General features: G+C 51.3%; 24 protein-coding genes. 18 read left to right on the plus strand and 6 right to left on the minus strand.

Going from position 1 to position 23,482, the window contains the following annotated elements:
* Positions 1-24: 24 nt before the first annotated feature.
* Together KNP79_RS00505 and KNP79_RS00510 are read right to left on the minus strand one after the other, a co-directional pair.
* Complete coding sequence (locus KNP79_RS00505) at positions 25-312, minus strand: FHA domain-containing protein (RefSeq protein ID WP_029595769.1); 288 nt, start codon at positions 310-312, stop codon at positions 25-27.
* Positions 313-585: 273 nt separating this feature from the next.
* Positions 586-1,317 carry a hypothetical protein gene (locus KNP79_RS00510; protein ID WP_034776983.1) on the minus strand — a complete coding sequence of 244 codons (732 nt, stop codon included), beginning with the start codon at positions 1,315-1,317 and terminating at the stop codon, positions 586-588.
* A gap of 151 nt (positions 1,318-1,468) precedes the next feature.
* Between KNP79_RS00510 and KNP79_RS00515 the strand changes: the two genes are divergently transcribed.
* The 8 genes from KNP79_RS00515 to nadE all read left to right on the plus strand — a co-directional run bounded on the left by KNP79_RS00515 (position 1,469) and on the right by nadE (position 7,059).
* Positions 1,469-2,038: a GNAT family N-acetyltransferase gene (locus KNP79_RS00515; protein WP_034776985.1), complete on the plus strand. Its 570-nt coding sequence runs from the start codon at positions 1,469-1,471 to the stop codon at positions 2,036-2,038.
* On the plus strand, positions 2,038-2,751 hold the full coding sequence (locus tag KNP79_RS00520) for an alpha/beta fold hydrolase (RefSeq protein WP_215190863.1): 714 nt from the start codon (positions 2,038-2,040) through the stop codon (positions 2,749-2,751). Before KNP79_RS00515 ends, KNP79_RS00520 begins: the two co-directional genes overlap by 1 nt.
* Entirely contained in the window at positions 2,744-3,304 is a 561-nt protein-coding gene (locus tag KNP79_RS00525; protein WP_034776989.1) for an NADPH-dependent FMN reductase, read from the plus strand. The genes KNP79_RS00520 and KNP79_RS00525 overlap by 8 nt, the downstream gene beginning before the upstream one ends.
* Before the next feature lie 69 nt (positions 3,305-3,373).
* Positions 3,374-3,613 (plus strand): hypothetical protein, encoded by a 240-nt coding sequence (locus KNP79_RS00530; RefSeq protein ID WP_214709638.1) that lies wholly within the window; start codon positions 3,374-3,376, stop codon positions 3,611-3,613.
* 71 nt (positions 3,614-3,684) lie between these two features.
* Positions 3,685-4,776 (plus strand): virulence factor, encoded by a 1,092-nt coding sequence (locus KNP79_RS00535; RefSeq protein ID WP_138859679.1) that lies wholly within the window; start codon positions 3,685-3,687, stop codon positions 4,774-4,776.
* A gap of 243 nt (positions 4,777-5,019) precedes the next feature.
* Positions 5,020-5,214 (plus strand): hypothetical protein, encoded by a 195-nt coding sequence (locus KNP79_RS00540; protein WP_021066980.1) that lies wholly within the window; start codon positions 5,020-5,022, stop codon positions 5,212-5,214.
* Positions 5,215-5,316: 102 nt separating this feature from the next.
* Entirely contained in the window at positions 5,317-6,126 is an 810-nt protein-coding gene (locus KNP79_RS00545; protein WP_371743387.1) for a BsuPI-related putative proteinase inhibitor, read from the plus strand.
* A 117-nt stretch (positions 6,127-6,243) separates the two neighbouring features.
* Positions 6,244-7,059, plus strand: a complete 816-nt coding sequence (gene nadE, locus KNP79_RS00550; protein WP_215190864.1) for an ammonia-dependent NAD(+) synthetase — start codon at positions 6,244-6,246, stop codon at positions 7,057-7,059.
* A gap of 199 nt (positions 7,060-7,258) precedes the next feature.
* Here nadE and KNP79_RS00555 read toward each other — a convergent pair whose 3' ends face one another.
* Complete coding sequence (locus KNP79_RS00555) at positions 7,259-7,648, minus strand: disulfide bond formation protein B (RefSeq protein ID WP_034776995.1); 390 nt, start codon at positions 7,646-7,648, stop codon at positions 7,259-7,261.
* Between the two features lie 110 nt (positions 7,649-7,758).
* Here KNP79_RS00555 and KNP79_RS00560 point away from each other — a divergent pair, with 110 nt between their 5' ends.
* The 5 genes from KNP79_RS00560 to KNP79_RS00580 all read left to right on the plus strand — a co-directional run bounded on the left by KNP79_RS00560 (position 7,759) and on the right by KNP79_RS00580 (position 13,228).
* Positions 7,759-8,637 (plus strand): transcriptional regulator CcpC, encoded by an 879-nt coding sequence (locus KNP79_RS00560; protein ID WP_034776997.1) that lies wholly within the window; start codon positions 7,759-7,761, stop codon positions 8,635-8,637.
* Positions 8,634-9,755 carry an N-acetyldiaminopimelate deacetylase gene (locus tag KNP79_RS00565; protein ID WP_034776999.1) on the plus strand — a complete coding sequence of 374 codons (1,122 nt, stop codon included), beginning with the start codon at positions 8,634-8,636 and terminating at the stop codon, positions 9,753-9,755. Before KNP79_RS00560 ends, KNP79_RS00565 begins: the two co-directional genes overlap by 4 nt.
* Positions 9,756-10,023: 268 nt before the next feature.
* Entirely contained in the window at positions 10,024-11,412 is a 1,389-nt protein-coding gene (locus KNP79_RS00570) for a cytochrome ubiquinol oxidase subunit I (protein ID WP_215190865.1), read from the plus strand.
* Positions 11,413-11,426: 14 nt separating this feature from the next.
* The gene (locus KNP79_RS00575) at positions 11,427-12,458 is read left to right on the plus strand and encodes a cytochrome d ubiquinol oxidase subunit II (RefSeq protein WP_034777001.1); all 1,032 of its coding nucleotides are present in this window, start codon (positions 11,427-11,429) and stop codon (positions 12,456-12,458) included.
* A 107-nt stretch (positions 12,459-12,565) separates the two neighbouring features.
* Positions 12,566-13,228, plus strand: a complete 663-nt coding sequence (locus tag KNP79_RS00580) for a potassium channel family protein (RefSeq protein WP_034779811.1) — start codon at positions 12,566-12,568, stop codon at positions 13,226-13,228.
* 28 nt (positions 13,229-13,256) lie between these two features.
* Here KNP79_RS00580 and KNP79_RS00585 read toward each other — a convergent pair whose 3' ends face one another.
* Complete coding sequence (locus KNP79_RS00585; protein WP_215190866.1) at positions 13,257-14,033, minus strand: Cof-type HAD-IIB family hydrolase; 777 nt, start codon at positions 14,031-14,033, stop codon at positions 13,257-13,259.
* A gap of 221 nt (positions 14,034-14,254) precedes the next feature.
* Here KNP79_RS00585 and rnjA point away from each other — a divergent pair, with 221 nt between their 5' ends.
* Both rnjA and KNP79_RS00595 read left to right on the plus strand, forming a co-directional pair.
* Entirely contained in the window at positions 14,255-15,922 is a 1,668-nt protein-coding gene (rnjA, locus tag KNP79_RS00590; protein ID WP_034777003.1) for a ribonuclease J1, read from the plus strand.
* Between the two features lie 66 nt (positions 15,923-15,988).
* A complete protein-coding gene (locus tag KNP79_RS00595; RefSeq protein ID WP_215190867.1) occupies positions 15,989-17,446 on the plus strand; it encodes a phospholipase D family protein in 1,458 nt (485 codons plus the stop codon).
* A gap of 100 nt (positions 17,447-17,546) precedes the next feature.
* On the opposite strand, the gene KNP79_RS00600 is transcribed toward KNP79_RS00595, so the two are convergent.
* Positions 17,547-19,172 (minus strand): alpha/beta hydrolase, encoded by a 1,626-nt coding sequence (locus tag KNP79_RS00600; RefSeq protein ID WP_215190412.1) that lies wholly within the window; start codon positions 19,170-19,172, stop codon positions 17,547-17,549.
* A gap of 1 nt (position 19,173) precedes the next feature.
* A complete protein-coding gene (def, locus tag KNP79_RS00605) occupies positions 19,174-19,713 on the minus strand; it encodes a peptide deformylase (protein ID WP_021066993.1) in 540 nt (179 codons plus the stop codon).
* A 330-nt stretch (positions 19,714-20,043) separates the two neighbouring features.
* Between def and pdhA the strand changes: the two genes are divergently transcribed.
* The 3 genes from pdhA (at position 20,044) to KNP79_RS00620 (ending at position 23,479) form a co-directional block, all read left to right on the plus strand.
* Positions 20,044-21,129: a pyruvate dehydrogenase (acetyl-transferring) E1 component subunit alpha gene (gene pdhA / locus KNP79_RS00610; protein WP_214710542.1), complete on the plus strand. Its 1,086-nt coding sequence runs from the start codon at positions 20,044-20,046 to the stop codon at positions 21,127-21,129.
* Positions 21,130-21,132: 3 nt separating this feature from the next.
* Positions 21,133-22,110, plus strand: a complete 978-nt coding sequence (locus KNP79_RS00615; RefSeq protein WP_021066995.1) for an alpha-ketoacid dehydrogenase subunit beta — start codon at positions 21,133-21,135, stop codon at positions 22,108-22,110.
* Positions 22,111-22,186: 76 nt separating this feature from the next.
* Positions 22,187-23,479 (plus strand): dihydrolipoamide acetyltransferase family protein, encoded by a 1,293-nt coding sequence (locus KNP79_RS00620; protein ID WP_021066996.1) that lies wholly within the window; start codon positions 22,187-22,189, stop codon positions 23,477-23,479.
* The last annotated feature ends 3 nt before the right edge of the window (positions 23,480-23,482 follow it).

The raw sequence follows: 23,482 nt of genomic DNA on the forward strand, positions 1-23,482 counted from the left end.
AACGGACGTGGGCTTTCAACTGTTTTAGGCGTTTGAGGCCAATTTGATTTTTTGTCGTTTTAACTTGTGTAATAACCAGGCATGTAACACTTCACAAGAATGGTGAGGAAGGGTCAGTTCAACGAGCGGGTGTGACTGACCGAATATAGTGAAGCGCGAATGGTCCTCGTCGAGCATCGATACTTGAATATCGGTCGCTTCTTGAAGCGAAATCCGTTGCTCGCCGGCTACTGCATCTTTTAGTTTCAGCATTTTTCCATTCGTCGCAAACTTGGTGAACGAAGACATTCCCTGTACTTTCAGTTGTTCCATCTCGTGTATCTATCCATCCGCATGATGAATAGATTTTCACCTCGCTTTCTCTATATTGCCTTCCATTCCTCCAGAAGGTTATTCCTAGTATACCGTCCTCGCGATAAAAGAAAAGACTTAATTTAACGAAAAATTAAGACAATTTGTTATCAATTTTTAAAAATAGTGTCACAGGCGCATCGCTAAGGGATTTAAGGTGTATTCCGTATGGGCGGGATAACAAAAAAGAACCTGATGGGATCAGGTTCGACAAAGATTCATGCAGGGATGAACTCAAAAGCGTTCGATCTCCCACGTGCGCCGGCGATACGTCAATTGTCCCTTCAACGCAATCGATTCCTTCTTCGCGTCAAAGTCTTCCTCGAGGACGGACATGTCCTCGTAACGTCCCGCGACATAGAAGGCGATCGACACTTGGCGATTGAATAGACTCCGTTTCGTATGGTCAAAGTCGATGATCAGGCCTTGCGGTGACAACGCCAAAATTTCATCGATGACCGGGAGGGGGATGGGGACGAAACTGATGTTACGGATGTCCCGATCGAGTTTGCTTTGCAAGACACTTTGGAGAAACTGGCTAATCGTCGACCAGTCTCTGATGTAGAGGCTGCTGTGACGGTCGTTCGACTCGTTGAAGAAAGCGATCTCGTTTTGAATCGAGTTGAGGAACGGCCCCTTCAAACCTCGTTCCATGTGGCTGAGGAACAAAATCTCGGCGATTTCATGGTCTGATAACGATTCGAGCAGGTGGTAGTCGGGAAAGTCGATAGCAGTGAAGCTTGTTTGATTGTTTAAGTATTTCGTCGAGAACGTCGACAGTTCGTGCGCCTCGATATAGCGAAACCGGGTCCGGGACGACTGTCTCATCCCTTTTATGTCCGTGCGACAGATGATCATCGGGCGAGCGAGTGATAGCGCCTCGGTGACATCGCTCAGCGTCACGCCGTGAAGTGTAAAACGTTGCAGTTCTCGGTCTTGTTTAATATAGAACAACTGTTTTGACATGTTTATCCCCTCAGTTCAAAGTCACTATAGTTTGATTTTAGCAAATCCCTATCGAGTGCGCCATGTTTGAGCGGTTCGGGAGGATTGAGATGATGGTTTTTTTGGGAAAATGGTTATAATTGAGGAAAAGAAGCAGAAAGGCGGATTCCATATGTGGGGGTTGAAAAAAAGTTTTCCTGAACTCATAACGAGTCGGTTCATCTTAAGAGAACTCGAACCCCGTGACGCGAGGGCGCTCTATGTGATTCTCTCGACCGAGGAAGTGATGCGCTATTACGGGTCTGACCCTTTATTGGCCGTATATGAGGCAAAGAACGTTATCGCTTATTTCAAAGACCAGTTTCAACAAGGCAAAGCGATCCGCTGGGCGATCTGCGACCGTGAGACGAACGAACTGGTCGGGACCATCGGCTTTCATAACTGGACGCCCCAATACTTTCGTGCCGAGATCGGCTTTGAGGTTGCGCCGAACCACTGGCGTCGCGGCGTCGCGCATGAGGCGGCATCGGCCGTCATCCGGCACGGGTTCGACGAGTTCAAGTTTCATCGCATCTCGGCGCTCGTCGCCCCGGAAAACGAAGGGTCGAACCGGTTGGTGCAGAAGCTTGGATTCACGGAAGAGGGGCTACTTCATGATTATGCCTATAGTCATGGCCGTTTCATGGACTTGACGATGTATCGTCTCTTGAAAGAGGAATGGAATGAGAGGGAGGAAAGATGATGAGACAACTTGTGCTGTTACACGGTTTATGTGGGTCACCTGACTATTTTGAGGAACTTATCCCGTTGCTTGATGCGGAAGTATATGCGCTGACGCTGCCAGGTCATGCTGGAACCGAAGCAGGACCTGAGACGATGGACCAGTTCGCGGATTGGGTGGTCGCCGAGATGCGGCTCCGTGAACTCGACCGGCCGATCGTGCTCGGCCATTCATTCGGCGGCTACATCACGACAAACCTCGTCCGCCGTTATCCGACCGAGTTGTCGGGATTCGGTTTGATCCACTCGACGGCAGCGGCTGACCCGGAAGAAGCAAAAGCCAAACGCAATCAAGCGATCGAACGAGTGATGGAAGAAGGGGTCCATCCGTTCATTGATACGATGATTCCCGGTGTGTTTGCGGCTGATTCCGACACTAGCTTGATTGAACGCGCGAAACAAATCGGGTATGAGATGTCGAAGGAAGGGGTCATGTCTGCCCAGCTCGCGATCCGCGATCGGGCCGACGAAACGGAGACCGTGCGTGAAACGAAATTGCCCGGACTATTCCTCTATGGGGACAAGGATCCGAACATGGACGCGGATCGTGCTTTTTTAGGCGCAGAACATCACACGAAACAAACCGTCCCAGGCAGCCATATGGGGATGATGGAGGAGCCTGAATTAGAAGCGGAACTTATCAACGATTGGCTTAAGGAGGTGCGACATGTCTAAATTCAAACTTGTCGCCGTGTCAGGGAGTCTTCGGAAAGCGTCGTTCAATACGGCGTTGCTCCACTCGATTATCGAGCTCGGCCGTGACCGCTTCGATGTCGAAATCGCTTCGATTGAGATGCCGCTCTATAACGACGACTTGATCGACCCGGATGAACCCGAAGTCGTGCGCGACTTCAAACGAGCCGTGCGCGAGGCGGACGGTCTGCTCGTCGTCACCCCAGAATATAACCACAGCATCCCGGGTGTGTTGAAGAACGCAATCGATTGGCTGTCGCTCGAACCAGGCACGCCGCTCCGTGAGAAACCGGTCATGATTGCCGGGGCGTCTCCGGGCATGCTCGGGACGGCGCGATGTCAAATTCATCTCCGTCAAGTATTTGCCACAAATCGTGCTAACGTTTTACCAGGAAATGAAATCTTTATCACGCATTGTAAAGAAAAGATTGATGATACTGGATTGCATGATGAAAAGTCGCGGCAACAAATCGACCGAGTATTATCGGAGTATTACAATTGGATTGAATTTTGGAAGCGTCAAGCAAAAAATTAACTTGAAGTCGCCCTGATTGTTTGATAGAAATGAATTGTGAAAACAAACACAAAGGGAGCGACAGCAAAAATGGAAACGTATATTGAACTGTACAATGGCGGCGAGTTAGAGGACCGGGCAGTCATCAATGACGGGATGACGTTCGGCCGGGTCACGATTGTGGAATTATTCTATCAGACGGGCCATATTTTCGGATACGTGAAGGCCGATGGAGAGAAACATTTCTTCCTCGAGCCGGTCGCCGGGGACGATACGTTCATCGTCGAAGGAGATCGTTATTCGCTCCAACAGTTCATCGCCCTATTTTGATGTTCACGACGCAAGCGACTCGCTTGCGTTTTTTTGTCGTTTTCGTCACGATTGAAGGTGAGGTGATGAGGATGAAACTAGTAGCAATTGAACCAACTCCAAGTCCAAATAACTTGAAAATTATCGTGGAGCCGGCTTTCACTGGCCGAGGCGTCACGTATGACAAGGCGAGCCGTGACATGCCTCCGATTATCGAGGACATCGTCGGGTTGCGAGGCGTCAAGTCGGTCTATGCGGTCTCCGACTTCCTCGCCGTCGAACGCCATCCAAAACATGATTGGCACGACGTTATGAACGAGATTCGTCGCGCGTTCGGGGAAGACGTCCCGGAAGTCGAGGCAAACCAGATGGCGGCGGACTATGAACCGGTCCACGTATCGGTCCAGTTCGTACTCGACGTCCCGATGCAGTTAAAACTCGTCAAAGGTGACACCGAAAAACGTGTCGGTCTGTCGAAGAGGTTCGTCGACGCGGCGCTCGACGTGCAAGCACAAGTGAAAAACGTCATTCAAGACCGGCGTTGGGTCGAGCAAGCTCCGCGTTACGGAGAGCTCGAGGACGTGAGCGTCGTCGCGCAAGAAGAACTCGAGGCGGCTTATCCCGAAGAACGGGTCGCGCGCATCGTCGCCCGTGCGTTCGGCCGGGAAGCCGACTATGAAGCGAATGCGAACCAGTTGCAATCAGACGATTGGAAAGCGCGATTGGCGTTCTTGGACGAACTCGAGATCGTTCCGGACAACATGGTGTACTTCCGCCGTGCGCTCGAGGATAAAGTGATGGCGATCCGTCGACAAGCGGTCGTCATGATCGGCATGTTCGAAGAAAACCGCGAAGAGTACGTCACGTATATCGAACAGGCGCTCGTGGACTCGTCACCGATCGTCCGTCGTACGGCCGGCGATACGGTATCGGATTGGGCGTTGCCGCAGTCGCAGCCGTCGATGATCGAGGCGCTCAAAGACAAGAGCAAGCTTGTCCGTTGGCGGGCCGCTCGGTTCTTGTTCGATTGTGGAGATGAGCAAGCGGTGCCGGCATTGAAAATTGCCGAGGACGACCGCGAGTTCGAGGTTTCTCTTCAAGCCCGTCTCGCGAAAGAGCGAATCACGAGTGGAGAGACAGCGCTTGGGACGGTGTGGCAACAAATTTCGAATCGAACGAAGTAACAATCATTCGACAAACAAATATTTAATTTTTTTACAGTTACAGGGAAGAGAGACGAATCGTCATGCGATTCGTCTCTCTTTTCTCGTTTTGAATTTGATAATTCATCCAAATGACTAACAATCGATACCAGTTATTCGACAGTTGGGTAAACGGGTCTTTTGTCCTGTCGAACGATGGGACGTTTTTCCTTGCGAATCGTTGATACACTAAACATATCTTATACCAACAAAGGAGCCATACTCATGATGCTTTTTGCAGAAACCCCAGAACTCGTAGCCTATAAGGAAGTCGTCGATGGTATGATCACGGTCATCTTTGAGTCGATTCACAGTGAGACGTTCTCGATCTCTGCACAAGTTCGTTCCGACATCGACGTCGCCGACGCGTTGTTCATGACTGGTTGGCAACAGTACGTGGAAAACGTCCAAGTTTCATAATAAAGGTGAATAATATACGTAAACCCATTACAAACGTCTGCACGAACGTTTACACTAGTGCTATAGACGTTTTTTTTTATTTTTCAGAGGAGAGTGGGATACGTGAAGAAGACTTGGTTATTGGCCATCGTCACGGCGATGATATTGGTTGTGGCGGCGTGCAGCAAAGAAGAAGCGAACCCGAGCGATGTGGACGACACCGCGTCGACACCGCCTGCTTTATTGACGCTCGATACGGACGTGAGCTACGATGCCGAATCGAAACAACTGTCGACGACGGTGTCGATGACAAACCCGAACGAAGAGCCGGTCAAGGTAACGTTCAACTCGTCTCAACGTTTTCAAATGACGGTGATGAACGGTGATACGACCGTCTTCGATTACGGCAGTGAATATATGTTCACGGAATCGATTATCGAAGAGACGTGGGAACCAGGCGAGAAGAAAGTGTTCGATGAAGTGTTCCCGCTCACGCTCGAAGCCGGGGACTATACAGTCGATTTCGTCGGACTGGCCCAAGTCGACGGTGCACCTGAAATGGCGGTGACGGATCAACAGACGTTGACGGTCGAGGCGACCGAGGCACCGGCGGAAGAGGGGACGACCGAAGAACCGTCGGAAGAGCCGACGGAAGAGCCGAGCGATCAGCCGGCGCAAACGAACGGTGCATTCCGTGATGTGGTCATCAAGTTGAACGGCAACGCCATCGACGTGTCTGGCTACACCGACGTCGAAGAGTTTGAGTGGAGTGTGTCGGACGGTCATAACCTGTATGCGCAAGGCGCGAGAGAAGTGACGAGCGGCGGCTTTACATTCGGCGGCCTATTGGACGAAGAACCTCCGGCTGGCAAGTCACTCTTCTTAGAGATGACACCGGTCGGTGGCGACGTCGCCTCGTTCCGCATCCAATAAAAGAACGGCGGAAACTGAGGTTTCCGTCGTTTTTTTTCGGGAATGAAACAAGTTGACGGCACCCCCAGATTGTCAGACAATTAGGCAAACCGATATCAGTTAGGGAGGAAGTTGAGTATGCAGCAACATATTATCGAATCGACACACGTCAAACCATCGATCAACCCGGCCGAAGAGATTCGCCTTCGGACCGATTTTTTAAAGGCTTATGTGAAACGGGCCGGGGCGAAAGGGCTCGTCCTTGGCATCTCGGGTGGACAGGACTCGACGCTCGCCGGTAAACTCTGTCAGCAGGCGATGGAAGAGTTGCGTCAAGAAACGGGCGCGGAGTACACGTTCTACGCCGTCCGTCTTCCATATGGGGAACAACATGACGAAGCGGATGCGAAGCGCGCCCTTGAATTCATCCGTCCGGACAAGACGTTCACGGTCAACGTGAAGCCGGCCGTCGACGCCTCGGCTGAAGCGTTCGCACAAGCGACCGGTCTTGAACTCGGTGACTTCCATAAAGGGAACACGAAAGCACGCGAGCGGATGAAAGTTCAATATGACATCGCCGCCACGTTCGGCGCGCTCGTCGTCGGTACGGACCATGCGGCTGAATATGTGACCGGCTTTTACACGAAGCACGGCGATGGGGCTGCCGACTTGACGCCGCTCACCGGTCTCAACAAACGCCAAGGCAAGGCGTTGCTCCATGAACTTGAAGCGCATGAGAGTTTAATCTATAAAGTGCCGACGGCTGACTTAGAAGATGACAAGCCGGGACTCCCGGACGAGGTCGCTCTCGGGATGACGTATGATCAGCTCGATGACTACTTAGAAGGCAAAGATGTCGACCCGGCCATCGCCGAGCGGATCGAGACGATCTTCAAGCGGTCGCGCCATAAGCACCATATGCCAGCCTCGCTCTACGACGAGTGGTGGCAGTGACCATAGAGGACCAGCCCACGGGTTGGTTCTTTTTTGTATGATGAGCCAAGTTCTGTATTGCCTTTGCCGGCACTGGACAGTCAGACCGTCGCGATGGGGCACCGTGATTGCCCGCGGAAAGCATGGGCGCCGAAAGGGACGCGCGATTTAATCACACAAAAGAACCGATCCTTAGACCGGTTCTTTTGTGTATCACGTACTAGCGCTTCGAGCGTGTCGGCACGAATTGGATGAGCAAGATGAGCGTGAACGCGATCAAGCTGAGCAGCGGGATCGTGATGAACCCGAAATAGTTCACCCAACGAATCAAACAGTCGTTACTGCAGAACGCGTCGCCGTTCGGGATGCGTTCGAGAACGACGTGATAGAGGGCGATCGCCCAACCCGCCCCGGCCATGAGACCGACGAACAATTTGTTCACAGCACGGTTTGAGACCATGACCGTCAAATAATAGATGGCGAGCGGATACATAAATATGCGTTGGAACCAGCATAACTTGCATGGCACGTACAGCATGATTTCCGAGAAATAAAGACTGCCGAGCGTCGCGATGGTGGCGACAATAAAGGCAAAATGATGACGTTGCATCTGATTTCCTCCTGACGATTCAAAACTAATCGACAAACATGATATGATACAGTGAAGCAATAACGTATCCAGTATACAATCTTTGAAACGATAGAGAAACAGGTGACGTCATGCAAGTATCAGAAGTGGAAGTGTTGATCGTCCTCGCCGAGGAGTTGAACATGCGCAAAGCAGCGGAGCGGTTATTCGTCTCCCAGCCAGCGCTCAGTCAACGTCTCGTCACGATCGAGCACCAATGGGGTAAAAAGATATTCGTCCGTTCGACGCGCGGGCTCGCGCTCACACCAGACGGAGAAAAAATCATCGACTTCGCAAAGAAGATGTACAGCGAAGAACAGGAGCTGCGTGGGGAGTTGACGGCGCAACAAGGTGAGGTGTACGGTACATTAAAAATCGCCGTCGCATCCATCATGGGACAGTATTGGCTGCCCCGCGTCTTGAAACGATTCATGGAGCGGTATCCGTCGGTCCGGGTCAAACTCGTCACGGGCTGGTCAAGCGAGATGATGCGCTATATGCTAGAAGAAAATTTTCATATCGGTATCATCCGGGGGAACCCTGACTGGCGCGGCGAGAAGATGAAACTATTCTCAGATTCGCTCCACTTGGTCGATATGCGGATGACCGATTTAAAGCAACTCAAAAACAACGAGCGCTCATTCATTCAATTCAAGAGCGACTCGACGTATTATCAAGAGATTCTCGAATGGTGGCAGGAACGGTTCTCGAGCCCGCCGCTGACGACGCTCGTCGTTGATCAGATTGAGACGTGCAAACAGATGGCGCTCCACGGAATTGGCTTCGCGATTTTGCCGGAGTCGACGATCCGCGATGTCGAGGCGATCAATAAGATTCCGCTCACCTCGTCGAACGGGACACCGCTCGTCCGAGATACGTGGATGTTGTCGACCGAATCGATGCTCGAGTTGGCGCAAGTGAAGGCATTTTGGGAAATCGTGGATGAAGTGACAAAGGAGAGTGTGGAATGAGTTGGGCAATTGAAGCAAGACGGCAGTTACATTTGATTCCAGAACGAGGTTATGAAGAGTTCAAGACACAGGCGACGCTTGAGGAGTTGATTCGTTCCTTGAACTCGCCACGGGTGCATATCTCACACTGGCGCACCGGTCTGTTCGTCCGTGTCGATGGTCTTGTCGGTGAGAAGACGATTGGGTACCGAGCCGACATGGACGGCTTGCCGATCACAGAAGAGACAGGACTTGAGTTCGCCTCGGTCCATGAAGGGATGATGCACGCCTGTGGCCACGACGTTCACATGGCGATTGCCCTTGGGTTGATCAAACGTGCCGTTGAGGAGCCGCTCGACCACGACCTCGTCATCTTTTTCCAACCGGCAGAGGAAGGTCCGGGCGGAGCTGAGCCGATGGCCGTGTCGGAACTGTTTTATCATTTCCGTCCCGATGCGATGTTCGGCCTTCATGTGGCTCCGGAATATCCGGTCGGTACGATCGCCTCGCGCCCGGGTGTCTTGTTCGCGAGTGCGCGTGAACTGCATCTGACGATTCACGGAAAAGGCGGGCACGGGGCCTTCCCACATGCCGGAATTGACGCCGTGATCGTCCAAGCTGCCTTAATCATGCAACTTCAAACGGTCATCTCACGGAACATCGATCCGATGGGAAGTGCTGTCATCTCGATCGGTAAGGTCGCGGCCGGCACCAAAGAGAACATCATCGCCGACACGGCGAAACTCGACGGGACGATCCGGGCGCTGTCGGATAAGGAGATGGTCGTGCTCGAAGGGCGTATCCGTCAAATCATCGCCGGAGTGGAGATGACGTATAACGTTCAAATCGACCTTGAGTTCGGCAATCGCTATCACGAGGTCGTCAATGACGAACGTTATTTGTTCCAGTTTGAAGAAGTAGTCGAAGAAGTCGGGTATTCGTACAAGACGTGTGTCCCCGCCATGACCGGCGAAGATTTTGGTTACATGTTGAAGCAAGTACCGGGCTTCATGGTCTGGCTCGGCGTGAACGATATGGGTTCAGGGCTCCATCAATCAACGCTCAATCCGGACGAGCGGGCGATCGATGTCGCCATCGAGCTGTTCGATCATTTCTTTCGAACGGCAATCATTAAATGAAGGGAGCGGACACGACGGTGTCCGCTTTTTTGTGCGAAATGTGTTGAATTGTGCGTGAACGGTTAAAAATTCGGGAAATAAATAAGACTTGTAAAGCGTCGATATTGTTAATCATGCTCAAATGTGAACATTTTGCGAACTCAAGCATTGAGACATTACAGCGCTATATAAAATCATTATGATAAGGGTATCCAAGGGAAATCATCTGTGATGTTGCGCGATAGACATTGGTTTAAAGCGCTAGAGAGAGATAGGAGGTAATCAATAGATGTTTCAAGATCCTGTCCTGATGAGCCGGGCGTTAACGGCACTCACGTTGGGTTTCCACGTGATATTTGCCACAATCGGCGTCGGGGTTCCACTTTTAATTTTATTGGCAGAGTTTCTAGGCATTAAAAAGAAAGATCCGAAATATACCTTGATGGCCCGTCGTTGGTCACGGGGCTATGTTGTCACAGTAGCGGTCGGTGTTGTGACGGGTACGGCAATCGGGCTTCAGCTGTCCTTACTTTGGCCGAACTTGATGCGGGTAGCCGGTCAAACGATCGCACTCCCATTGTTCATGGAAACGTTCGCGTTCTTCTTTGAGGCGATCTTCCTCGGAATTTATTTGTACACGTGGGATCGATTTAAAAACCCGTGGCACCATATGCTTCTCGGGATTCCGGTCGCGGTCGGTGCCTTGTTCTCAGGTTTCTTCATTACGACCGTGAACAGCTTCATGAACCAACCGGTCGGATTTGATATCGTCGACGGACGGCTTGCCAACGTGAGCCCGCTTGAAGCGATGTTCAGCCCAGCGATGCCAACGAAAATGGCGCACGTCTTGACGTCGGCTATCTTGACGTCGGCGTTCATCCTTGCGGCGATCGCGGCCGTCCAGTTGCTCCGTCAGCGACGGAACCAGCTCGACAAGTTGTCAATCGAGTATCACAAAAAAGGACTACGCTTGACGATGACCGTCGCACTCATCTTCGCAATCGCGACTGCTCTTGTCGGGGACTTCTCAGGGAAATACTTGGCGAAGTACCAGCCGGACAAATTGGCGGCTGCGGAGTGGCACTTTGAAACCTCCTCGGAAGCTGAGCTTATCCTAGGCGGCTGGCTCGAGGAAGACGGGGAAGGCGGTTACGAAGTACGTGGCGCTTTGAAGATTCCATACGCCTTGTCCATCTTAGCTGGCGGCGTACCGAACTACGAGGTAATAGGTCTTGATGAATTCGCGAAAGAAGACCAGCCACCGCTATTCATCCACTATCTATTTGATGCGATGGTCGGGATCGGGATGCTCCTCGCACTTATTTCGTTCTTGTTCGTCCTCGGACGCTACATCAAGCGGCTACCGCAATTCAGTAAACCGATGCTCATCGCCATCGCAGCGGGTGGTCCGCTCGCGATGATGGCCATCGAGTTCGGCTGGTTCTTCGCCGAGTTCGGTCGTCAACCTTGGGCGCTTTATGATTTGATGCGCACGAGTGAAGCGGCCACGACATCAGCGAACGTCGGTTGGATGCTTATCGCCTTTGCGATCCTGTATGCAGTTCTTGGCGTAGTCACGGTGCTCGTCTTGACTCGTCTGTTCAAGGACAACCCAGTAGGGAAAGAACTAAAACAATCGGAGCATCGCGGTGAAGCGATGTTCGCGGATGAAGTGTGATCGGAGGGTATGACATGCAGATTCAAGAACTAGGGATTGCCGTACTATGGACGTTTTTGTACGGCTATCTCATCGTCGCATCGATTGATTTCGGTGCCGGCTTCTTCGCTTTCTATAGTAAGTACACGAAGCGTGACCACATGATCAACCGTCTGATTCAGCGGTACTTGTCACCGACGTGGGAAGTGACGAACGTCTTCTTCGTCTTCTTCTTCGTTGGAATCGTCGGGTTCTTCCCGGATACGGCCTACTATTACGGGACAGCACTTCTCGTTCCGGCTTCGGTCGTCTTGATTTTGTTGGCGATTCGCGGGAGCTTCTATGCGTTCGCCAACTACGGTTCAAAAGAGAGCACGTTTTACATGTTCTTGTACGGGGCAACCGGCCTCTTGATCCCAGCCTCGATGTCGACCGTCCTCACGGTCAGTCAAGGCGGGTTCATCAATGAGACCGAGTCCGGCGTCTTCTTTGACGGCATGAAGTTGTTCACCAACTTCTACTCGTGGACCGTTGTCTTCTTGGCAATCGTGTCGGTGCTCTACATCAGTGCCATGTTCCTATTATTCTACGCGGACAAAGCGCGTGACGTTCAAGCGGTCCCGCTCGTTCGGAAGTGGGCCTTGTTCTGGAGCGTGCCGACGATTATTGCCTCGGGCCTCGTCTTCTTCGGGTTGAAGTCGCAGGCGGCTTGGCATTATGAGAGCATCTTGGCAGGCAACTGGTGGTGGTTCGCCGCAAGTTTCATCTTCTTCGTCGTAGCGGTTTCATTCGTCTACTTGAAGCGGAACTACGGCCTCGCTTTCTTGATGGTCATGGGTCAATTCTTCATGGCTTGGTTCGGATATGGTTATACGCACTTGCCATATATCCTTTATCCGTACATCGACATCAACGGAAGCGTCGTCAACGAATCGATGGCGGTCGCACTCGTCGTCGTCTTCATCCTCGGATTGCTCCTCCTCGTACCGGCGCTGTATCTCTTACTTCGCCTGTTCTTGTTCGACAATGACTATGTACGCGGAAAGCGTTCGAGTGGTAAAGCATAAGACCGGATGATTCCGGTCTTTTTTTGTATAGTTTTTTTGAAGGGAATCGGTTACACTGTACGAAGAATCGGGAACAGAAACAGCGTAGGAAAGGGATGTATGAAATTATGACAGGTGAATTTGCAGTCATCGGATTAGGTCGATTTGGCGGCTCAATCGTTCGTGAATTGTCGGCGAACGGGTATGATGTGTTGGCCATCGATGCCGATGAAGAACGCGTCAACGAATTTATGGGACTGGCGACACATGCGGTCATCGCGGATACGACAGACGAGAACGTATTGAAGAGTCTCGGCATTCGTAACTTTGAGCACGTCATCGTGGCGATCGGGGAAAACATTCAAGCCTCGATTTTGACGACGCTCATTTTGAAAGAGCTTGGCGTTCAAATCATTACCGTGAAGGCGACGAACGATTATCACGAGAAAGTGTTGCGCCGCATCGGAGCCGATAACATCGTCCACCCGGAACGCGACATGGGTGTTCGGATCGCGAACGGGTTGATGAGTCAAAGCATCCTCGACTACCTCGAACTCTCGAACGAGCACTCGATCGTTGAAATCAAAGCGTCGGATAAGTTGTCGAACAAGTCGCTCATCGACTTGGACCTCCGTGCTAAATACGGCGTCAACATCGTCGCCGTTCGCCGCGACGACGACGTCATCATCTCCCCGCAAGCCGACGAGATGATTCTGCCAGAAGATATCTTGATTATTATCGGCAAAGATACAGACTTGGACCGACTCGAACGTACCCTTCGGTCTAGATAAAAACGAGAGGCGCGCGCCTCTCGTTTTTTTAGATGAGCTTCATTTGTTTTAAGCCGTACTCGATGCCATCCTCGAGAATCGACTTTGTGACGAAGTCCGCAACTTCTTTCGCCTCGGTCCGGGCGTTGCCCATCGCGATACCGGTCCCGACGTATTCGAGCATTGCCAAGTCGTTCAAGGCGTCGCCGAACGCATACGTGTTTTCGAGTCTGTACCCGTTCGCCTCGATGAAGTGGCGAATGCCATCGGCCTTGCTCGCCCCGCGATTGATGACGTCCACGGCGTGGGGGTGCCAACGGATGAAATCAAATTCGCCGTACGCGTCCAAGTAATGATGCTCTTCTTCCGGTGTACAGTAAAGTAACGTCTGGTAGACGGCTTGTTCGATATGGAAGTTCGGTTCGTAAGTCGGGATCGGCATATCGAGTTCTCCAAGCGACTGTTCGACGACATGGTCGTTTGCTTTCGTCGCTCCGCCCCGATCTTGGCCGAGGTAGACAAGCGTGTGGTCGTTCGAGCCCGCATGCGTTGTCAGACGGTGGAGAGCATCTGTCGGTAAGGCATTTCGGTAGACGACCTCACCTTGATGGACGACGATTTGTCCGTTGTAACAGACGAAACTCTCAATCCCGACTTGTGCGGGGATGTCCGACAACATCGCCGGACCGCGACCGGTCGCGATAAACGTCTCGACGCCGTTCGCGCGGAGTTGTTCGATGGCTTTGATTGTCGAAGGTGGAATGTACGACCCTTCGTGGAGCAACGTCCCATCGATATCAAAAAAGACTACTTTCTTATCTTCCATGTTGTTTCACCATGCTTTCTCTGTCTTTATGAAGTCAGTTTTATACTAAAAAGCATAACATGAAATTGAGAAACCGCCCTCAATCTAACGTCATTAGTGAAATATTGTCACAATATAAGCTATAATGAAGAAAGAATCTTACGGAGACATAATTTTTATAGCGAGAATCACTTATGTATCACATAGATGAACATCAACTACTTGTAGTAAGGAGAGATTAAATGAAGTTTGTAAAAAACCACCAAACAGCTGTGTTTGCCTTAGGCGGACTCGGAGAAATCGGGAAGAACACGTACGTCGTTCAATTCCAAGATGAGATTATCGTCATCGATGCGGGCATCATGTTCCCGGAGGATGACTTGCTTGGAATCGATTACGTGATCCCTGATTACTCGTACTTGATTAAAAACAAAGATAAAGTCAAAGGGGTGTTCATCACCCACGGTCACGAAGACCACATCGGCGGTATCCCGTTCCTGTTGAAACAAGTGAAATTGCCGATCTACGCGACGAAGCTCGCGCTCGGCTTGATTAAAGTGAAGTTAGAGGAGCATGGATTGCTCCGCGAAGCGGAACTTCACGAAATCGATGAGGATACGATCGTTAAATTCCGTAAGACGAGCATCTCGTTCTTCCGGACGACCCACTCGATCCCGAACTCACTCGGTGTCGTCGTCAAGACACCACAAGGAAATATCGTTCATACGGGTGACTTCAAATTTGACTTCACACCGGTCGGCGAACCGGCTGACATCGCGAAGATGGCAGACATCGGGAAAGAAGGCGTGCTCTGTCTCTTGTCTGATTCGACGAACGCAGAAGTCGAAGGCTTCACGATGAGTGAGAAAGTCGTCGGCGGGACGATCAGCGAGACGTTCCGGAAAGCGGAAGGCCGCATCATCTTCGCCACGTTCGCCTCGAACATTTATCGTCTGCAACAAGTCGTCGATGCTTGTGCCGAGACAGGCCGCCATTTGGCTATCTTCGGTCGATCGATGGACAAAGTCATGACGATCGGCCAAGAGCTCGGCTTCATCAACGTGCCAAAAGGCATGATTATCGAAGCGAATCAAATGCGGAACTATGAGCCGCATGAAGTGGCAATCCTTTGTACCGGTTCGCAAGGTGAGCCGATGGCTGCGCTCAGTCGCATCGCCAACGGGACACACCGCCAAGTATCGGTTATTCCTGGCGATACGGTCATCTTCTCGTCATCTCCGATTCCGGGTAACGCCATCTCGGTCGGGAAGACAATCGACCAATTGTATAAAGCCGGCGCGGACGTCGTCTACGGCAAGTTGACGAACATCCACACGTCGGGCCACGGTTCGCAACAAGAGCAATTACTCATGATCCGTTTGCTGAACCCGAAATTCTTTATGCCGATTCACGGCGAGTATCGCATGTTGGTGAAACACGCTGAACTCGCAGAGTCGGTCGGTATCCCGAAAGAAAACAGCTTCATCATGGATAACGGAGAAGTGCTCGCGGTCGACGCCGACTCGGCGGCCATCACGGGTAAAATCTCGGCTAACGCGGTTTATGTGGACGGGAACGGCATCGGGGACATCGGCAATATCGTCTTACGCGATCGCCGCATCCTTTCAGAAGATGGGCTCGTCGTTGTCGTCATCAGCATTGACGGCAAGACACGAAAACTCGTCTCCGGTCCAGACATCATTTCACGCGGTTTCGTCTATATGCGTGAATCTGGTAGCTTGATTCGTGATGGGGAGCGCTTGCTCAAGAAGACGGTCGAGCAAGGATTGTCGAACAAGCAGATGAAGTGGTCAGAGATGAAGCAACTCGTCTCAGATACGCTTACGCCATACTTGGCACAAAAAACACGAAGACACCCAATGGTTCTTCCGATCATCATGGAAGTATGACCGAGCGGGCTGTAGGTGACTACAGCCCGTTTTTTAGAGGACTATAATAAAAGGAGATGGTGCTGAATGGAACGACCAAAACGGAAGAAGGGGTGGGTGAAATGGGGGCTTGCCGCGTTTGCCTTACTTTTCCTCATCACGATGGTTTACCATCAAGTCAAACCGTTGCCGGACGGCGTGTCGCGTGCGTCGGAACCGGTCGCGATTTCGGATGACCAAATCGATTTTTTATTTGATTTGACGTATCAAGGGGAAGACACGGAAGTGAACGAGCAAGAGATCTTTCAAGACGTCGAGCGGTCAATCCGCGAGGCGCGGGAATATATCGTCATGGACTTTTTCTTATTCAACCCATATTCGAATGAAGACCGGCAATATCCGGACATCACGGCCAAACTGTCATCGGCTTTGCTCGAACAGATGGAAGCTTATCCGGACATGAACGTCGTCTTAATCACGGATGAAATCAATACGACTTATAACGGACACGCGTCCGATCATCTCGACGTCTTGAAGGAAGCGGGCGCGGAAATCGTCTACACGAACCTCGATGCGCTCCGCGACCCGAACATCTTATACTCGACGCTGTATCGGATCGGGTTTCAATGGTTCGGGGACAGCCAGAACGGCTGGTTGCCGAACCCGATGGCCAAATCGGCACCGGACATCACGATCCGGTCGTATTTACGGCTGTTGAACGTGAAAGCGAACCACCGCAAAGTGATGGTGACCGAGAATGACGGCTTCGTCTTATCGGCCAACCCGCATGATGCGAGCGGGTATCATTCAAACGTCGGGGTGCGGCTCGATGGCCCGATTTTAGCGGACATCCTCGAAGGGGAGGAAGCGATCGCGACGTTCTCGAAAGGGGATGCCGAACGTTTCCCGAGCGAGGAGAAACTCGCGAATCTGCGCGACGAGCCGTCGGAAGGCCCGATGCAAATCCGCTACGTCACGGAATCCAAGATTCAGGACGCCGTCATCAAGGCGATGGAAGAAGCGGAATCAGGTGAGACGATTTGGATCGGCATGTTCTACTTGGCCGACCGAAACATCATTCAAGCCATTCATGAGGCCGCCGAGCGCGGCGTCTTCGTCAAACTGATTCTTGACCCGAATACGAACGCGTTCGGGCGCGACAAGTCAGGATTGCCGAACTTGCCGGTCGCCGCGGAATTGAACACGGTGAACCCGGAGCAAATCGAGATTCGGTGGTACGAAGTCGGCGAAGAGCAGTACCACCCGAAGATGCTGTACGTGGAAGGGGACCGTCGAGTCGTCGTCATCGGGTCGGGCAACTATACGACCCGCAACATGAACGATTACAACTTGGAGGCGGATGTCGAAGTCGTCACGACCGAGGAGACAGCGTTCATCCGCGAGGTCGACGGGTACTTCAAGCGTCTCTGGAACAACGAGCAAGGAACGTATACGCTCGCCTATGATGAGATTCAGACCGATTTGCCAATCGGAAAGTATGTGATTTATTGGATCCAGAAACTCACTTGGACGATGACCTACTGACACAAGCCCGCCTTCCTGTGAAGGTGGGCTTTGTTGTGGACGGGCTACCATCGACATGACGACGAACAAAACCCGCTCTCACAAAGAGAGCGGGTTTTCATCATTTCGTTTCGACTGGATTAAATTCGTTCGTGAACTCGTAAAGGAACCGGCCCGTGTCGCGGAGGACGTCTGTCTTCCGGTGGAGCGAGAAGTGATCGTATGGGACGGTTTCCGTCTCGATGTTGTTCGTATATTCTTCGAGCAAGAGCGAACTCGCTGGCTCAATCAAGTTGAACTCGCCACCGCGTCCCGAGAAGGAGAACACTTGGACGGAGCGTGGCCACGTCTCAAGTTTTTCTTGGAACGCCTGCAACCCGTCAGAACTCGGGGACAAATCCCGGATGGCAGGACTGCCGGTATTGATCCCGAAATTACTGGCGGACAGACCAAAGTTGGCAAGTCGTGTTCCGGCGAACGGACTATCATACGTCACGAACTTATCGACGATGTATTCGTCTTGATTCAAGATATAGTTCGCTGCCGCCACACCGCCCATGCTGTGACCGATCAAATACATCCGGTCGAACGAACGGTTTCGTTCCTGTTTATAGCGTTCGATCGCCGCATTCAACCACTTCGTCTGGTTGTTGAGCGATGCCTCGGCATCCTCATATTCAATCCGGACAATCGGTCGGTTCGAGCTGTAGTCATTGATGACGCAATCGGCCGCGCCTTTCACCGTCACGGTACAGAGGGCACCATCTTTCGCCAGCCCACGCTGTTCCATATACTGCGAGAAGCGGAGGAATGTGCGGTCGGTCCCGAGCAAGCCGTGAACGGCGAACGTCGGGATGAACTCGTCCGTCTGCGCCGCTTGGCGAATCGCCTCAGATTTCCGTTCCGTCGTCAACTCTTCTCGAATCGTCACGATAATCAACGCGAGGGTCAAGACGAGGATGAAGCCGCCGAAGATGCGAGAACGAATCGACGTCTTGTCCGGATTACCGACGTTTTGACGATATTTCCGCCAAACAAAGAAAGCGACTAGGCCAAGGACGACGATGATGACGCCTGTGATAATCCACGCCTTGACGTTCGGCACGTGGGCGACGAGCGTCATATTATTTTGACGGCCACCGTACACTTGCCACTCGACATGTTTCATCGACCGTACATCGAGTCCAGTACCGTCTTCGACGAACACCCCGGTCGGCACGGTCAGATTGAACCGGATATCGGCTTGACGAACGTAACGTTCGGCCAGTTGTTTCGGGGAGCCGCTTAAATTCAGACCTGGCAAATCGACGCGGTCGAGCCGCAGGTCGAGGTTCGTGTTCATGACGTATGAGTCAAACCAAATCCCATCTTCTTTGTCGACATCAAACTTCATATCAGGTGGGACGAGGATACCGGCCGGACCGGTCTTCCACTCCTCTTTAATGTTTTGGAGGTCATCGACGTTGTCGAACGTCTTCTTGAGCACCATGCCTTCATAGTCGTCTTGACTCGAGTAGTCACGTGTCGCATATCCGTTCTCATTCGCCTGTTGTTTCCATGTATCCCAATCGAGCCGCAAATTGAGCAGCTTCATGACCGGATGGTCGCGGAAAGCATACGTCGTCTCTAACGTGACCGATTGGTCGTAGTGGACGGTCGCATCATATTCGATTCGGACACATCCCCCGATTAAAAGAAACAGAAATGGGAATACTAACAACAGTGCCTTTTTCTTCAAGCTCGTCACCTCAAATCGGCTCACCGTAGGTCTCTAACGGGTTGGTCGTGTTGATGCGGTCGTAAAAGAGCACCCCATCTAAATGGTCGAGCTCATGTTGACAGACGATGGCGCGCATACCGCGGAGCCGCAATTTAATCGGGGCGCCGTCACGGTCGAACCCTTCAATCGTGATGCGTCGGTATCGGGGCACGTTGCCTTTGACGACACGGTCGACAGATAGACAGCCTTCACCGCCATTCAAGTACGTCTGTTCGACCGAGTGGCTCGTAATCTTCGGATTGAAGATGGATAGTTTGAACGTCTCTTCTTCTTCGTGGAGCAGGACCGTGAAAAAGCGGCGATTGACGCCGAGTTGTGGTGCGGCGATGCCGACACCGCCCCGAAGTTCATACTTCGCGCTCATCTCTGGATCTTGGCTGTTGACGAGGAACGTCTCCATCTCGTCGAGTAGCGCGAGGTCTTCTGCCGTCGGTGGGACCGGCACTTCGATTGAGCGGGCGCGGAGCCGCTCGTCTCCTTCACGAATCACATCTTTCATCGTTAACATGCAAAACTTCCTTTCCCATTGCGATATGACCAATTATATCATATTTATTAGTCATTTCGCTTAGATGGTACAGAAGGTGAAATGAAAATGATACAGAGGCGAAATAAGGGAAAAGATGTGTTGATGTAAGCGTTTTTATAGAGTGAGCATATTTTTTGCGTTATTATAACAACCCGTTTTATACTGACTAGGAAACGGCAGGATAAGTGTAACTTTCCTGAATCACGTTAATACAGATTGCTTTTTTGGACAGATACACTTAAGATTTGAGGTAGTGTTTGATCACAAAAAAGACAATTGTCTCATAGTTGAAAGGATGAGGTGAAACGAATGAACAACGTTCAGGTACTTCAAAACGTGGAAGAAAACTTCCAAACGTTCCGTATTCTCGACGAGAAGGGCGAGGTCGTCAACCAAGACGCAATGCCAGATGTAACGGACGAGCAACTTCAGGAGCTTATGCGCCGCATGGTCTATACACGAATCTGGGACCAACGTGCCATCTCGCTCAACCGTCAAGGACGCCTAGGTTTCTACGCGCCAGTGGCTGGTCAAGAAGCAACGATGATCGGGACGCAATATGCGCTCGACAAACAAGACTGGATTCTTCCAGGCTACCGTGATATCCCGCAACTCGTATTCCACGGACTTCCGCTTTATCAAGCGTTCTTGTTCTCACGTGGTCACGTCGCAGGTAACCGTATTCCTGAAGACGTTAACGTCTTGATGCCGCAAATCATCATCGGGGCACAAATCATTCAAACTGCGGGTGTGGCAATGGGCCTCAAACGCAACGGCAACACAAACGTCGCCATTACTTACACGGGTGACGGTGGTTCATCACAAGGTGACTTCTACGAAGGATTGAACTTCGCAGGTGCATTCAAATCACCAGCCATCTTCGTCGTTCAAAACAACCGCTTTGCCATCTCGACACCTGTTGAGAAGCAAACTGCAGCTAAAACGATCGCGCAAAAAGCTGTCGCAGCGGGAATCAACGGAATCCAAGTTGACGGAATGGACGTTCTTGCTGTCCTCGCCGCAACACAACAAGCGCGTAAAGACGCACTTGACGGAACTCCGACGCTCATCGAAGCACTCACATACCGTTACGGACCACATACGCTCGCAGGGGATGACCCAACGCGTTACCGTACAAAAGAACTCGATACAGAGTACCAAGAGAAAGATCCACTCGTTCGTTTCCGCCTCTTCCTCGAAGGCAAGAAGCTTTGGAACGAAGACATGGAGAATGAAGTCATCGAACAAGCGAAAGCAGACGTGAAAGAAGCGATCAGCCTCGCTGACAAAGAACCAAAACAAAAAGTTTCGGACTTCATCAACAACATGTTCGAAACACTTCCTTCAAACTTGAAAGAGCAGCTTGAAGAATATACAGCAAAGGAGTCGAAGTAAGTTATGGCTCAAATGACAATGATCCAAGCGATTACTGATGCGATGCGCGTTGAAATGAAGCGCGACGAGAAAGTACTTCTTTTCGGAGAAGACGTTGGTAAAAACGGTGGGGTTTTCCGTGCAACGGAAGGTCTCCAAGACGAGCTCGGCGAAGACCGTGTCTTCGACACGCCACTTGCTGAGTCTGGTATCGGTGGTCTTGCCATCGGTCTCGGTCTTACAGGCTTCCGTCCGATCATGGAAGTTCAATTCTTCGGATTCGTATTCGAAGTGTTCGACTCGATCGCAGCTCAAATGGCGCGTATGCGTTACCGTTCAGGCGGCGCTTACAGCCAGCCAATCACAATCCGTTCACCATTCGGTGGCGGTGTTAAAACACCAGAACTTCACGCGGATAGCCTTGAAGGCTTGATGGCTCAGACACCTGGTCTTAAAGTCGTCATCCCGTCAACGCCATACGATGCAAAAGGTCTTTTGATCTCAGCAATCCGTGACAACGACCCAGTCGTATTCCTCGAGCACATGAAACTTTACCGTTCATTCCGTGGCGAAGTTCCAGAAGGCGAATACACGATCGAGCTTGGAAAAGCAGACGTGAAACGCGAAGGAACTGACGTTTCGATCATCACTTACGGTGCAATGGTCCACACGTCACTCAAAGCGGCAGAAGAGCTCGAAAAAGAAAACATCAACGTCGAAGTCATCGACCTCATGACAGTGAGCCCACTTGATATCGATACAATCGTCGAGTCTGTTAAAAAGACTGGCCGTGCCATCGTCGTTCAAGAAGCACAACGTCAAGCAGGTATTGCGGCTAACGTCGTAACTGAAATTCAAGAACGCGCAATTCTTCACCTCGAGGCACCAGTGCTTCGTGTAACTGCACCAGACACAGTCTTCGCTTTCGCACAAGGTGAAGACGCATGGTTACCTGACCATAAAGATGTCGTTGCAAAAGTTAAGGAAGTTATCAACTTCTGATCGTGTTCATTTAACGATGAGGGAGAATTGTCTCCCTCATTGTGTTTACATGATTAATTGATGGGAGGAAAAACCAGTGGCAGTATTTGAATTTAAATTACCAGACATCGGTGAAGGAATTCACGAAGGTGAAATCGTCAAGTGGTTCGTAAAAGCAGGGGATACAGTAAAAGAAGATGACATTCTTCTTGAAGTACAAAACGACAAAGCCGTCGTTGAGATTCCTGCTCCAGTTGATGGAACAGTTAAAGAAGTCAAAGTCTCTGAAGGTACAGTTGCGGTCGTCGGCGACGTCCTCATCACGTTCGATATCGAAGGTGACGCACCAGCCGGTGAAGAAGAAGCAGCTCCTGAACAGCCTAAAGCTGAAGAGAAGACTGAAGATGTGAAAGAAGACGTGAAAGAAGACGGCCCGCGTGAAGTTCAACTTCACAAATCGGAGCGCGTCATCGCAATGCCTTCAATCCGCAAGTACGCTCGTGAAAAAGGCGTCGACATCCGTGAAGTCCAGGGTTCTGGCGACAACGGCCGCGTCTTGAAAGAAGACATCGATGCATTCGCAAACGGAGAAGCACCAACAGCAGAAGCTACAACAGAGAAAACAGAATCTGTAGCTCCAGCAGCGGCTGCGAAAACGGAAATCAAACCTTACGAGTCAGCAACGCCTGAACTCGAAACGCGTGAGAAAATCCGTGGTATCCGTAAAGCGATCTCGAAAGCAATGGTTAACTCGAAGCACACAGCTCCACACGTTACACTCATGGACGAAGTCGACGTCACGAAACTCGTCGCACTCCGTAAAGAGTTCAAACAAGTGGCTGCTGACCAAGGCGTGAAACTCACGTACTTGCCGTTCGTCGTTAAAGCATTGACTGCTGCAGCGAAAGCTTACCCAGCGATCAACGCGTCAATCGACGATGTCAACGAAGAAATCGTCTACAAAAACTACTACAACATCGGTATCGCTGCTGATACGGACAACGGTCTCGTTGTTCCTGTCGTCAAAGAAGCGGACCGTAAATCAATCTATGCACTCGCTACAAACATCAATGAGCTTGCCGGTAAAGCACGTGAAGGCAAACTTGCTGGGGACGACATGAAAGGCGGATCGATCACAATCACGAACATCGGTTCAGCTGGTGGACAATGGTTCACACCTGTCATCAACCACCCAGAAGTTGCAATTCTCGGTATCGGTCGCATCGCTGAAAAAGCTGTCGTTAAAGACGGTGAAATCGTCGCGGCTCCAGTCCTCGCGCTTTCATTCAGCTTTGACCACCGCCTCATCGACGGTGCAACAGCTCAAAACGCACTCAACATGGTGAAACGCTTGCTTCAAGATCCAGCACTTCTAATGATGGAGGGATAAGAA

The sequence above is a fragment of the Exiguobacterium sp. s7 genome (assembly GCF_018618195.1).
Taxonomy (GTDB): domain Bacteria; phylum Bacillota; class Bacilli; order Exiguobacteriales; family Exiguobacteriaceae; genus Exiguobacterium; species Exiguobacterium mexicanum_A.